The organism is Chryseobacterium aquifrigidense (assembly GCF_006716485.1).
GTDB classification, from domain to species: Bacteria; Bacteroidota; Bacteroidia; order Flavobacteriales; family Weeksellaceae; genus Chryseobacterium; species Chryseobacterium vietnamense.
Genome location: NZ_VFPD01000002.1, coordinates 752,179 through 765,042 on the forward strand (window position 1 = coordinate 752,179; position 12,864 = coordinate 765,042).

Genomic DNA, 12,864 nt, shown 5'->3' on the forward strand with positions numbered 1-12,864 from the left:
AGTTTCTTTGTACAAAACTATGAAAAGAAACGTTGAATTAGTTGTTATATCGGATGTTCATTTGGGAACTTATGGATGTAAGGCTAAAGAACTGTTAAGATATCTCAATTCTATCCAGCCTAAAACTTTAGTTTTAAATGGTGATATTATTGATATCTGGCAGTTTAAAAAGTCTTACTTCCCTAAACCTCATCTGAAGGTAATCAGAAAGATACTTTCACTGGCTACCAAAAACACAGATGTCTATTACATTACAGGCAATCATGATGAAATGTTCCGTAAGTTTACAGATTTTGAACTCGGAAAACTAAAAGTCTGTAATAAAATCTGTCTGAATATAGATCAGAAAAAAACCTGGATTTTTCACGGTGATGTTTTCGATGCATCCGTCCAGCATTCCAAATGGATCGCCAAACTTGGCGGAAAAGGCTATGATCTCCTAATTATTATCAATAATGTTGTAAATTGGTTCTTGGAAAAAATGGGTAAAGAGAAATATTCATTTTCCAAAAAGATCAAAAACAATGTGAAGAAAGCGGTAAAATATATCGGAGATTTTGAACTTACAGCTTCTGAGCTGGCTATTGACAACCAATATGATTATGTAGTATGCGGGCATATTCATCAGCCGCAGATTCGTGAGGTTGTTAATAAAAAAGGGGCCTGTACTTATCTGAATTCAGGTGACTGGATAGAAAACCTTTCTGCATTAGAGTATCATGATAAAGGATGGAGGATTTTTTATTATGATGAGCATAAACATTTACTGAAAGATGATGAAGCAGAAGAAATCCCGGAAATGGATAATTCAGCTCTTTTAAAAATTGTAACCAACTTTTCCTAAATGAAGATTTTGTATGCATTCCAGGGTACTGGAAACGGGCATGTGGCCAGAGCACAGGAAATTATTCCTCTTCTCAAAAAACATGCATCTGTAGATACCCTGATCAGTGGTCATCAATCGCAGCTGAAGGCTGATTTTGATATTAATTTTCAATACAGAGGGATTTCCCTTCTTTATAATAAAACAGGCGGTTTATCCTACAGAAAAACATTTACCGAAAATAAATTCTTGGAAGCTGCTAAAACAATCAGAGAACTTGAGCTGTCGCAGTATGATTTAATTATTAATGATTATGAACCTTTGACAGGCTGGGCTTCCAAACTGAAAAAGCTTCCAATGATAGAACTCAGCCATCAGGCATCCATGAGTTTCCCGGAAACACCCAAACCGAAGAAAAAGGACTTTCTAGGTGAAATGATTCTAAAATATTACGTTCCAAGCGAAAGAAAAATCGGGTTTCACTTTGAAAATTATCATCCACAGATCAAAAAACCTGTGATCAGAAGAAAAATAAGAAATCTTAATCCTTCCAAACAGGGTTATTACCTTGTTTATCTTCCCAGTTTTGCCGACGAGAATATCATTAAGGTTTTAAGAAAAATCCCTGTAGAATGGAAAGTGTTTTCAAAATACAGCAAAGTACAGGTTAAAGTAAAAAATGTGGAAGTATTTCCCATTGATGAAATGCAGTATCTGAAATACTTTGAAGGCTGTGAAGGAATTTTATGCAATGCAGGTTTTGAAAGTCCGGCAGAAGCATTGTTTATGGATAAAAAACTGTTTGTAATTCCCATTCATAATCAATACGAACAGGAATGCAATGCATGTGCCCTTGATAAAATGGGAATTCCCAATTCCAAGGTATTAAATCTTCAGGAAATAATGGAATGGGTGGCTTCTGACCATCATCTGAAAGTGGATTATCCGGATGATATAGAAGATATTCTGGTGAATGAAGTTTTAATTCTTTAGAAATATATCGTCCACATCACTCATTCTCATCATGACGGATCTTGCATAGGAACAGTGCGGGTATACTTTCCAATTATTTTCTCTGGCAAACTTAATGGCTTCTTCCACTAAAAATTTTCCCATTCCTCTTCCTTCAAATTCAGGATGTACCAGGACAAAAGAGATAATGAATTTATGATCTTCTGGGAAAATAGTATAGGTAAGTCTTCCGACTTCTTTTATTTCGTTATTTAAAGTGATGACTCCGCCGTTTCCGGATTTATTGTTTTCAAATTTCATGATTCTGAACTTTATATTAAGGATACAAAAATTGAACCGTCCTTCATAAGCAATAACCTTTGGTTAATTGTTTTTAATTTGACCATTCATCTGTAAAGCAAATTGACTACTGACTTCTTTAATTATCTTTCCCTGTATAATAATTATAATCTTTAATGATTACATCGATAAACTGTCTTTCCGTCATTTTAGTAGGGTCTATTTCCAGCTTCAGAATGCTTTTGATTTTTTCGGACAGCTTACTGATGATCTGGCGGTCGTCTACTTTCAGAGCTTTGGTGTAATTGTCTTTGATAATTCTCATGTCATTATCACTTAAGGCAATTACCTGAGGGAAAGAAGGAATATAATTTTCGTGAATATTCTCCAGAATGGTATGGGAAATATTAATATTGTTCTTTAGAGAAATAACAGCTGTTCCGGAAGCAATGTCACCCAAACGCTGGTTGTTTTTAGAAACAATCATAGAAATAAGTCCTACTACTCCGGCAAATGAAACATCTACAGTTCTGAAAACCCATCGGATCATATAATCTGCGAAACTGGCCTGATAACCGTCAATCTTCACTACCTTTATTTTCATAAGCTTTTTACCGGGTGTCTGACCTTCCATCAGGCTTTCCAATACAAGAGGATAAATATAAACAGGAAAGGTAAGGACAAGATATACAGCGCGTATTGACCAGCCGTCAAGTCCGTCCAGAAGATATCCCAAATCAAAAATATTGAAGAACAGATACAGGATAATTACTACGTAAGCAATCCTGATCAGAAGATCAATAATGAAGGCAAGCATCCTTTCTCCTACACCAGCAATATTAAAATTAATATTTACATTTTGTGAGGTATTTATCGCAATTTGAGACATATTTTTTATTATTTTAGCCTTAATAATTATGAGAGAAGTTTATTTCATTAAACAAAATAAAGAAAAATGGTTGGGAATCGAACAGGTTATTCAAGGGAAAATTAAAAAAAATCCTGATGACCTGTCTTCACTGTATATAAACCTGATCAACGATCTTTCTTTTGCCCAGACTTATTATCCCAAAAGCAATACCACCGTTTATCTGAACCATTTATCTGCTCAGATTTTTCAGAAGATTTATAAAACAAAAAGGGTAGAGGAGAACAGACTGATTTATTTCTTTAAAACCGAAGTCCCGCTGCTGATGTATCAGTACCGGAGATATCTGATGTATGCTTTTCTTTTTTTCATCTTATTTACGTCAATTGGAGTACTTTCTGCCATTTATGATAAAAGCTTTGTGAATATAATTCTTGGCGAAGGGTATGTGAATGAAACCGTTGAAAATATTAAAAATAATAATGCTGTAGGGGTTTATCAGAGTGGAAGCACATGGGGTAGTACAATCGGGATTATTTTTAATAATATTCAGGTAGGAGCAAAATTGTATATTTACGGTATTGCCGGAGGAGTGGGAACATTGTTTGCACTGCTTTCCAATAGTGTGATGCTGGGTGCTTTTCAATATTTTTTCTATGATTATGGTGCATTGAAAGACAGTGCAAGAGGAATATGGCTTCACGGAGTTTTTGAGATATTTGCAATGGTAGTGGAAGCAATGTGCGGATTGATTCTGGGAGCTTCTATCTTATTTCCGAGAACATTTTCAAGATTTAATTCGTTTAAAAAAGGATTTAAAGATTCATTTAAGATATTTTTGAGTACGGTTCCTTTCACCATTTGTGCAGGGATTATAGAAGGATATGTCACCAGACACGCATTGAAGATGCCTTTAATATTGAACCTTATCATTATTTTTGGCTCACTGGCAATTATCGGATACTATTATTTTGTGTATCCATCTGTTGTTTACAAAAAAACTAATAAACACATCAATGATACAATTTTATAAAAAAAGAGACTTTGGAACTTTTATCAGTGATAGTTTCAATTTTTTCAAATTATACGGGAAGAATTATTTTAAAAACTATATTCTGATCAACGGTTTGCTTTTGATCTTAATGGTTACCGTCGTAATTTTCGGCTATAAGGAACTTTTTTCACAGATATTCGGATCAAATCTTGGAGGCGAAACCTATTATTTTGAACAGTATTTTTCAGAAAATTCCGGAATGCTGATTACGGTAGGGTTGCTGACTTTCCTGCTTTTTATGATTCTGATGATTGTTAATTACCTGTATCCGGTTTTTTATTTAAAAAGAATCGCACAGGGAGCAGAAAAGATAAAAGCGGATGAAATTCTTGGTGACTTTAAAAATAATGCCGGAAGAATCGGAAAACTGTGTCTGGGAATGATCTTTATCGTTACTCCGGCCATTTTATTTGTGGTAGGTTTTTCGTATCTCCTGATTTTTATTATTATCGGATTGTTTTTGATATTGCTTCTGTATCCCACGATATTCAATTTTACTACATTTCTGATGTATGATTACTTTAATTCGGACAGAGGTTTCTGGGGAAGTCTGAGCTATGCTTTACGCTCTCAGTTTTCTTATCCGAACGGAAGTGAAAAATCACCTTACTGGAAATACTGGGGCTCTGCCTTTGTGATGTTTATTATTATTTACATTGCAACATCTATATTCACATTTATTCCAATGATGTTTTTTTATGGATCATTGCTTACCTCTACACCGGATGGCAATTTTGAACAGAATCCTTTTACCGGAACTGCAGGAATCATTTTTTTCGTATTCTATGGAGTTTCCATGTTACTTTCATTTTTCCTTTCCAATCTGATGTATGTGAATGCAGGATTAATGTATTATGACAGCCGAACAGATCTTCACCAGAAAGTTGAACTTGCAGAAATAGACACGATTGGGATCAATGAATAGAATTCTTTTTTTCATATTGCTTTTCTTCTCCCTTGGGCTGGTTCATGCTCAGGACGATAATCCTACTTCTGATGATCTGGTAGATTCATTATATACAACCGGGCATTACAGGAATATGCTGCGTGCAGATTCTGTACTGATGAAATATCCGGTATCGGAGAATGAGGTGTATCCCAAAACATTTAAAGAAAACATTCCGTCAAGATATAAAGGAAATGAGTTTGATTATTCCGTTTCAAAGCCGAGAGAATCTTTCTTTCAAAAGCTGATGCGGAAGATCAATCAGATTATACAAGGGATTTTTGGTGAAACAGCCCTTACTAAATCGGCGGAACTTACTACTATACTTATCAGGCTGTTTGCTATTATTCTTGTTGGATTTCTGCTTTATTTCATCATCAGATATATTATGGGAAAAGACGGGAATTTTATTTTTGGTAAAAAGAATAAAAAGCTGGATCTTAATGTGCAGGAACTTCATGAGAATATCCACGAAATCAATTTTCCTGAAAGTATCTCAAAATTTGAGCTTGCAGGGGATTACCGTTCCGCAGTTCGCTATCAGTTCCTGTTTATTCTTAAAAAACTGAGTGATAAAAAACTGATCAACTGGAATCCTGAAAAAACCAATAAAGATTATGCCCTGGAACTAAAGGCTTCTCATCTGAAAAATGATTTTTCTAATCTGTCTTATATTTTTGATTATGTCTGGTATGGTGAGTTCAATATTGATGAAGAAAGCTACCGGAAATTTAAAAACCAGTATCAGACATTTAAACCATAACAATAATAACCATGAATAAAACTTTCAAAACATATGCTGTAATTTTCGTCATTGTGATGATTATTTTGGCATTGCTTGAAGTTAACAAAAAAGAAACAACAGATTGGCGCAAGAATTTTGATAGTAATGAAAAATCTCCGTTTGGGCTGTTTGTTTTTAATAATGAAGCCAAATATCTTTTTAAAAATAATCTGAAGAAGATTGAACAGGTTCCTTATGAATATTACAGCCAGCACAAAAAAGGAGCTCATAATATTGTAGTCATTGAAAATAACCTTGACGGTGAGTCGTGGAAAAAAATCCTGGCTCAGGTATCTGAAGGCTCAGACGCATTTTTGATGGTAACCCGTATGCCTAAAGAAATTTCAGACAGTATCGGATATTATGATTCTGAAATCTCGTTTGAGGAAGAAAATGTTCTCAAACTTACCGACAAAAAATTTCAGAATGATTTTATTAAGCTGGATAAATTTCCATCAGGGAGAGGATTTTCATTCATTAAACCGGGAGTAGAAGTACTGGGAAAAACGGTTGAGAGAAAGAATACGGATCAGGCGAACTTTATCAAAGTAAAGTTTGGTAAGGGATACATCTATGCTCATGCTGAACCTCTTTTCCTGACGAATTATTATCTTCTGAAACCGGGAAACGTAAAATACGCGCAGGATGTATTCTCATATCTTCAGGATAGGGAAACCCTCTGGTTCGTATCAAACAAAAGTTCTGAATCACGCTTTTTCATGAGATTTATACTGTCAAACCCGGCCTTAAAATATGCATGGTGGGTATTTTTAGGCGGGCTGGTTCTTTTTATCTTCTTTAATGCAAAAAGAAAGCAGAGAATAGTCCCTGTGACAGAACCCTTGAGAAATACTTCCCTGGATTTTGTGAAAAGTATTGGAAATCTGTATCTTCAGGAAGGTGATTTTCATGATATGATGGCCAAGAAGGCACAGTACTTCCTGAACAAAGTAAGAATGGACCTGTTGATAGATACCCAGAATGTAGATGAAGAATTTGCTAAAAAATTACATCTGAAAACTGGTAAACCCGTAGAAATGATAGGTGAAGCAATAACACTTATCAAAAAAGCCCAGGATCCTTATGCCAGCGTAATGAAAGAAGACCTTACAAGGATCAATAAGCTCCTTGATGAAATACTTAAATAATATAAAAATATAATAACCTAATGATGTAGTGTTGATCAATGCTATAATCAGTGTTCAGAGAAGGGATACAATTATGCATTCATACATGATTAGAATGATAAATTAAATTTTATTATGGAAAATTTTGATAACCCAAATATAGAAAACCAAAGCTCTATCAATCTCAATAAACAGGAGGAGCAGTTTCAGTCCAGAATTGATATGATTGAACTTCGTACAAGCCTGGAGAAAGTGAAATCTGAGATCGGAAAAGTGATTGTTGGTCAGGAGAAAATGATTGAACATCTTTTGGCAGCATTACTTTCCAATGGCCACGTTCTGATTGAAGGCGTTCCCGGAGTCGCGAAAACAATCACTGCAAAATTATTAGCCAAAACCATTGACGTAGGCTTCAGCAGAATTCAGTTTACACCCGATCTTATGCCTTCTGATATTTTGGGAACGTCCGTATTCAATGTGAAAAACTCAGAATTTGAATTTAAAAAAGGACCTATCTTCTCCAATTTCATCCTGATTGATGAGATCAACAGATCACCTGCCAAAACGCAGTCTGCATTATTTGAAGTCATGGAAGAAAGACAGATCACAATGGATGGTACGCGTTATAAGATGGAAGAACCTTTCCTTGTGATAGCTACTCAAAACCCTATCGAACATGAGGGAACATATAGGCTTCCGGAAGCACAGCTGGACCGTTTTTTATTCAAAATCAATGTAGGATATCCTAATCTTGAGCAGGAAATAGCAATCATTAAAAACCAGCACGAAACCAAAAAAGAAGATAAAACAGAAGGGATCAACCGGGTTATCACAGCTGAACAGCTGAAAAACTACCAACATCTGGTAAAAGAAATTATTGTAGAGGCCCAACTGATGGAATATATTGCTAAGATTATCATCAATACCAGAGAAAATCAATTCTTGTATCTGGGAGCGTCTCCAAGAGCTTCACTAGCGCTTCTTACCGCTTCAAAAGCATTTGCTGCTATAAGAGGAAGAGATTTTGTAACTCCTGAAGATATTAAAGAAGCAAGCTACGCTGTTTTAAGACACAGAGTCATCGTATCTCCGGAACGAGAAATGGAAGGACTTACAGCAGACGAAATTATCCGCCAGATTTTAGAAGGAATAGAAATACCGAGATAGGTTAGCAGAGAGTAGAGTTTGGATTATAATTCCTAAAACCTATCATCTGCAACCTGCAACCTAACCAATGAAAAACTTATACATCAATACACGTTTCTTTTTTACACTTATCGGAGTGGGGATTCTGTATGTCCTGGCATTTTTCTTTCCGGTGCTCATGTGGGCAGCCCATATTGCACTCCTGATTTGCTTTCTGGCAGCAATGGTAGATTTTCTGTTGCTTTTTAATCAAAAGAATGCATTACAGGTCCAGAGAATTCTGCCGGAAAAACTGTCCAACGGAGATGAGAATTTTGTGAAAATTGATATCAAAAATAATTACAGCTTTACCATAGCTACTAAAATTATTGATGAAATTCCGTTCCAGTTTCAGAAAAGAGATTTTCTGATTGAAAAACAGATCGCTTCAGGAGCGAACACGTTTTTTCAATATTCATTAGAACCTAAGGAAAGAGGAGAATACCATTTCGGAGGACTGAATATTTATGCATCTTCACCATTGGGATTGATCTCAAAAAGATTTATTTTCCAGAAAGATGCTATGCTGCCTTCTTATCCTTCCTTTATTCACCTCAGAAAATATGAGCTGATGGCCATTCAGAGTGAGTTTTTATTGGGCGGAATCAAAAGAGTGAGAAAACTGGGACACACCATGGAGTTTGAGCAGATCAAAGAATATGTACCCGGAGATGATATCAGAACGATCAACTGGAAAGCAACATCGAAGACAAACCGTTTAATGGTTAACCAGTTTCAGGATGAAAAATCACAACGTATTTTTATGCTGATTGATAAAGGAAGAACCATGAAAATGCCTTTCAACGGATTGAGCCTACTGGATTATTCCATCAATGCAACCATGGCATTGTCTCATATTATTTTGAGAAAAGGAGACAGAGCCGGGATGATGACCTTTTCCAAGAAAGCTGAAAATAAAATTGCTGCTGATAATAAATCCGGACAGCTGAAGAAAATCTCCGAAGCCCTTTATAATATTAAAACAGATTTCTTTGAAAGTGATTTCAACCGTTTGTATCAGGATGTAAAATATTCGATCAACCAAAGAAGCTTAATTCTGCTTTTTACCAATTTTGAAACATTGGACGGACTGAACAGACAGCTGAAATATCTCCGTGGAATTGCTAAAAACCATTTATTGGTAGTTGTATTCTTCAAAAATTCAGAGTTACAAACACTGATCAACAAAAACCCTGAAAATATGCAGGAAATCTATGATGAGATCATTGCTGAAAAATTTGAGTTTGAAAAGAAACTGATCATCCAGGAACTTCGTAAATATGGAATCTATACCGTTTATACACTTCCGGAAAATTTGAATATTGATGTTATCAATAAATATCTGGAGATAAAAGCGAGAGGAATTTTATAACTTTGCAGAAGCAATAAGCAATAAATAATGAAAATTACACTTAACAGAATAAACGACGATTTTTTATTTGAATGTACCAATGCTCAGGGAAATTCTATTCTTTTGGATAATACTTCCCAGCCGGGAGCCAAGGGAGTTTCCCCAATGGAAAGTGTACTGATGGCAGTAGCCGGATGCAGCGGAATTGATGTCGTTTCTATTTTAAAGAAGCAGCGTCAGGAAATCAAAAGTTTTCAGGCAGAGGTTGAAGGAGAAAGAGTACAGGTAGAAGATGCGAAACCTTTTAAGTCAATTACCGTTAAATTCCTTTTGGAAGGAGAGATTGATCCTAAAAAAGCTCTGAAGGCTGCAGAACTTTCTTTTGAAAAATACTGTTCCGTATCAAAAACATTAGAACCGAATGTAGAAATCGGATACGAAGTCTATGTGAACGGAGAAAAAATATAATCTCTGATATAAAAACAGCAAAAGCCGGATGATTCATCCGGCTTTTTTATTACTCATTACTGATTATTTATTACTCATCTAAAAGGTAAGTCTTGGTTTTATCAGTTTCGCTACAGTGGCAGTCCATCCAGTTTGATGGGAAGCTCCTACACCACGGCCGTTATCTCCATGAAAATATTCGAAGAAGGTAATATAATCTCTGAAATGTTCATCATAATTGAATTTTGGATTCCCTCCGTTGAAAGCTCTTTGTCCATGTTCATCCTTTAAAAATAGAGAACAGAGTCTTTTGCTGATGTTCTGGGCTACTTCATCAAGATTTTTCTTGTCGCCGCTACCTGTTGGAAGTTCTACTTTCAGGCTGTTTCCATAATAATAATGGAAGCGCTGCAGGCTTTCCACAATCAGGAAGTTGATAGGAAACCATATAGGGCCGCGCCAGTTGCTGTTTCCGCCAAACATACGGCTGTCACTTTCTGCAGGGGTGTAGTAGACCATATTTTCCGTTCCATGCACAGAAAATACAAAAGGATTTTCTTCATATACTTTGGACATCGCACGGATTCCATAAGAACTCAGAAACTCGTTTTCATCAAGCATTCTGGACAGGACCTTTGTCAATCTGTTTTTGCGGAGTATGCTCATCAGGTGTTTTCGTCCGTGTCCTTCCTCGTCCCAATGGGAAACCAGTTTCGTTAATTCCGGCTTATTCTTTAAAATCCATTCCATCCGGGTTCTGAAATTCGGCATCTTTTCCAATAAGCGGTGGTCTACGATTTCAACAGCAAACATCGGAATCAAACCAACAATACTTCTTAATCTCAAAGAAACACTGTCTCCGTTTCCAAGCTGCAGTACGTCATAGAAAAATCCGTCTTCTTCATTCCAGAGACCTTTTGTGCCTTCGCCCAGATTTTCCATCGCTTCAGCGATATAAAGATAATGTTCAAAAAACTTGATCGCCATATCCTCATATACCTGATAATATTGGGCAAGTTCCATTGCAATACGCATCATATTCAATGCATACATGGCCATCCAGCTGGTTCCGTCTGCCTGTTCAAGGTGCTGGCCGTCCTTTAAAACCATATTCCGGTCAAAAGCCCCGATATTATCGAGACCAAGGAAGCCTCCTCCGAAAATATTTTTCCCGTTTTTATCCTTCCGGTTTACCCACCATGTAAAATTGAGCAGGAGTTTCTGGAATACTTTTTCTAAGAATAATAAATCCGGCTTTCCGTTATTTTTTTCATCAATTTTAAAAACACGAAAACAAGACCATGCATGTACAGGCGGATTCACATCGCTCATGTTCCATTCATAGGCAGGAAGCTGTCCGTTAGGGTGCATGTACCATTCTTTTGTAAGAAGTAAAAGCTGTCCCTTGGCAAATTCTGCATCAATGATGGAAAAAGGAACACAGTGAAACGCAAGATCCCACGTTGCATACCATGGATATTCCCATTTATCTGGCATGGAAATAATATCTTTGTTGTGAAGATGGTTCCATTCCGTATTTCTTACATATTCACTGAAATTTCTTGGTGCTTCAAAATTCGGATCACCTTTCAGCCACTTTCCGATATTATAATGATAAAACTGTTTGTTCCAGAGAAGTCCGGCAAAAGCCTGTCTCTGTACATTTCTTTCATCTTCGTTAACCGTATCACTCTGAATTTCCTGATAAAACTCTTCAGCTTCAGCCTGTCGGGTATTAAAAATTTCATCAAAGTTTTCAAATGGGTCATCATTTTCCTCAGGACTTAATCTGAATTCAAAAATTTTAGATTCTCCTGCGCCCACCATTTCATCAATCAGAAAAGAAGCTTTTGTTCCCCTTTTTTCAGGATTTACCGTATTTGTCTGATGAATAATATAGTTATTGATTCCGTCTTTGAAATAGGTGTTTTCAACTGCCGGAGCTCCATACAGTTTTGAAGTATTGGTTTCATTATCACAAAATACACATTGTGCATTTGAATTTCTGGAATACAGCTTTTTGATCGAAATACTGTCGTGGCCAATGGTAATACTTCCGTCATGGGAAGCACTTAGCTCTGCCTTGTAAGTATTATATCCCCACTTCCAGTTGTTTCTGAACCATGCTGTAGGCGCCACCACAATGGGAGCTTCACGCTGGCTTCGGTTGCACACTGTCACTCTGGCCAGAATATCGTTGTGATCAGCTTTACAGTATTCAATAAAAATATCAAAATATTCGTCATTATCAAAAATCCCGGTATCGAAGAGTTCATATTCCGGTTCCTTTTTGCTGCGTCTTCCGTTTTCCGTAAGAATATCATCATAAGGAAACTCGTTGATCGGGTATTTATACACCATTTTCATATAGCTATGGGTAGGTGTATTATCCAGATAATAAAAGATTTCTTTAATGTCTTCCCCATGATTTCCCTGAGGGTTGCTCAATCCGAAGAACCTTTCTTTTACCATTTTGTCTTTCTTATTCCAGAACGAGAAAGCAAAGCATAAGAGCTGCTTTACGTCAGAAATTCCGGCAATACCTTCTTCGCCCCAGCGGTAGGCATAACTTTCGGCATTATTATGATTGGTAAAATTCCAGGCATTCCCGTTCGGGCTATAATCTTCCCGTACATTTCCCCACTGCCGGTTGCTTACATAAGGTCCCCAGTTTTTCCATTTGGTATCTTGTAATCTATCTTTTTCGGCGGTCATATGGCATCATTTTTCAATACGAAGTTAGTTTTTTTGAAAAGTAATTCCAATTTTTTTCATCTGAACAATTATTAATATGCTTTTGGAACACTTGTATTTAAGGGCTTTTTTAAATATTAAAATAATTTTTTTTTGAAATTAAAAGAAAAGAACTACCTTTGCACCATTCGTTCATTCAAATATTGAAAATGTTATCAAGAAAGGTTGAGGGATTAGACCCTATGAAACCTTAGCAACCCTTTGTGCAAGCAAAGAAGGTGCTACGTTCTACCAAAGTATTTTGGACAGATAACTTACTGAAGTTCTTTTCAGC

General features: G+C 36.2%; 12 protein-coding genes and 1 riboswitch. Of the genes, 9 read left to right on the forward strand and 3 right to left on the reverse strand.

The window, feature by feature from the left end; all coding sequences use genetic code 11:
• The first annotated feature begins 19 nt into the window (after positions 1–19).
• On the forward strand, positions 20–844 hold the full coding sequence (locus FB551_RS18495) for a UDP-2,3-diacylglucosamine diphosphatase (RefSeq protein WP_142018506.1): 825 nt from the start codon (positions 20–22) through the stop codon (positions 842–844).
• A complete protein-coding gene (locus tag FB551_RS18500; RefSeq protein ID WP_142018507.1) occupies positions 845–1,816 on the forward strand; it encodes a glycosyltransferase family protein in 972 nt (323 codons plus the stop codon).
• Here the strand turns inward: FB551_RS18500 and FB551_RS18505 are convergent.
• Together FB551_RS18505 and FB551_RS18510 are read right to left on the reverse strand one after the other, a co-directional pair.
• A complete protein-coding gene (locus FB551_RS18505) occupies positions 1,805–2,095 on the reverse strand; it encodes a GNAT family N-acetyltransferase (RefSeq protein ID WP_047427706.1) in 291 nt (96 codons plus the stop codon). The two genes, FB551_RS18500 and FB551_RS18505, sit on opposite strands and share 12 nt — an antisense overlap.
• Before the next feature lie 118 nt (positions 2,096–2,213).
• Positions 2,214–2,963 (reverse strand): RDD family protein, encoded by a 750-nt coding sequence (locus tag FB551_RS18510; RefSeq protein WP_142018508.1) that lies wholly within the window; start codon positions 2,961–2,963, stop codon positions 2,214–2,216.
• A 28-nt stretch (positions 2,964–2,991) separates the two neighbouring features.
• On the opposite strand from FB551_RS18510, the gene FB551_RS18515 reads away from it, so the two are divergent.
• The 7 genes from FB551_RS18515 to FB551_RS18545 all read left to right on the forward strand — a co-directional run bounded on the left by FB551_RS18515 (position 2,992) and on the right by FB551_RS18545 (position 9,857).
• Positions 2,992–3,975 carry a stage II sporulation protein M gene (locus tag FB551_RS18515; RefSeq protein WP_047427712.1) on the forward strand — a complete coding sequence of 328 codons (984 nt, stop codon included), beginning with the start codon at positions 2,992–2,994 and terminating at the stop codon, positions 3,973–3,975.
• Positions 3,959–4,921 (forward strand): DUF4013 domain-containing protein, encoded by a 963-nt coding sequence (locus tag FB551_RS18520; protein WP_047427715.1) that lies wholly within the window; start codon positions 3,959–3,961, stop codon positions 4,919–4,921. The genes FB551_RS18515 and FB551_RS18520 overlap by 17 nt, the downstream gene beginning before the upstream one ends.
• Complete coding sequence (locus tag FB551_RS18525; protein WP_142018509.1) at positions 4,914–5,705, forward strand: DUF4129 domain-containing protein; 792 nt, start codon at positions 4,914–4,916, stop codon at positions 5,703–5,705. Before FB551_RS18520 ends, FB551_RS18525 begins: the two co-directional genes overlap by 8 nt.
• Before the next feature lie 11 nt (positions 5,706–5,716).
• On the forward strand, positions 5,717–6,874 hold the full coding sequence (locus FB551_RS18530) for a hypothetical protein (protein WP_047427722.1): 1,158 nt from the start codon (positions 5,717–5,719) through the stop codon (positions 6,872–6,874).
• Between the two features lie 114 nt (positions 6,875–6,988).
• Positions 6,989–8,020 (forward strand): AAA family ATPase, encoded by a 1,032-nt coding sequence (locus tag FB551_RS18535; RefSeq protein WP_185150221.1) that lies wholly within the window; start codon positions 6,989–6,991, stop codon positions 8,018–8,020.
• A 67-nt stretch (positions 8,021–8,087) separates the two neighbouring features.
• Complete coding sequence (locus FB551_RS18540; protein WP_047427725.1) at positions 8,088–9,410, forward strand: DUF58 domain-containing protein; 1,323 nt, start codon at positions 8,088–8,090, stop codon at positions 9,408–9,410.
• Between the two features lie 27 nt (positions 9,411–9,437).
• Positions 9,438–9,857, forward strand: coding sequence for an OsmC family protein (locus FB551_RS18545; protein ID WP_047427729.1), 420 nt, complete (start codon positions 9,438–9,440; stop codon positions 9,855–9,857).
• A 78-nt stretch (positions 9,858–9,935) separates the two neighbouring features.
• Here the strand turns inward: FB551_RS18545 and FB551_RS18550 are convergent, their stop codons facing one another.
• Positions 9,936–12,551, reverse strand: a complete 2,616-nt coding sequence (locus FB551_RS18550; RefSeq protein ID WP_142018510.1) for an MGH1-like glycoside hydrolase domain-containing protein — start codon at positions 12,549–12,551, stop codon at positions 9,936–9,938.
• A 188-nt stretch (positions 12,552–12,739) separates the two neighbouring features.
• A riboswitch (SAM riboswitch) is annotated at positions 12,740–12,846 on the forward strand.
• Positions 12,847–12,864: the final 18 nt, after the last annotated feature.

Coding starts and splice junctions, on each gene's coding strand:
- FB551_RS18495 (WP_142018506.1), top strand. CDS start 20: ATGAAAAGAAACGTTGAATTAGTTGTTATATCGGATGTTCATTTGGGA.
- FB551_RS18500 (WP_142018507.1), top strand. CDS start 845: ATGAAGATTTTGTATGCATTCCAGGGTACTGGAAACGGGCATGTGGCC.
- FB551_RS18505 (WP_047427706.1), bottom strand. CDS start 2,095: ATGAAATTTGAAAACAATAAATCCGGAAACGGCGGAGTCATCACTTTA.
- FB551_RS18510 (WP_142018508.1), bottom strand. CDS start 2,963: ATGTCTCAAATTGCGATAAATACCTCACAAAATGTAAATATTAATTTT.
- FB551_RS18515 (WP_047427712.1), top strand. CDS start 2,992: ATGAGAGAAGTTTATTTCATTAAACAAAATAAAGAAAAATGGTTGGGA.
- FB551_RS18520 (WP_047427715.1), top strand. CDS start 3,959: ATGATACAATTTTATAAAAAAAGAGACTTTGGAACTTTTATCAGTGAT.
- FB551_RS18525 (WP_142018509.1), top strand. CDS start 4,914: ATGAATAGAATTCTTTTTTTCATATTGCTTTTCTTCTCCCTTGGGCTG.
- FB551_RS18530 (WP_047427722.1), top strand. CDS start 5,717: ATGAATAAAACTTTCAAAACATATGCTGTAATTTTCGTCATTGTGATG.
- FB551_RS18535 (WP_185150221.1), top strand. CDS start 6,989: ATGGAAAATTTTGATAACCCAAATATAGAAAACCAAAGCTCTATCAAT.
- FB551_RS18540 (WP_047427725.1), top strand. CDS start 8,088: ATGAAAAACTTATACATCAATACACGTTTCTTTTTTACACTTATCGGA.
- FB551_RS18545 (WP_047427729.1), top strand. CDS start 9,438: ATGAAAATTACACTTAACAGAATAAACGACGATTTTTTATTTGAATGT.
- FB551_RS18550 (WP_142018510.1), bottom strand. CDS start 12,551: ATGACCGCCGAAAAAGATAGATTACAAGATACCAAATGGAAAAACTGG.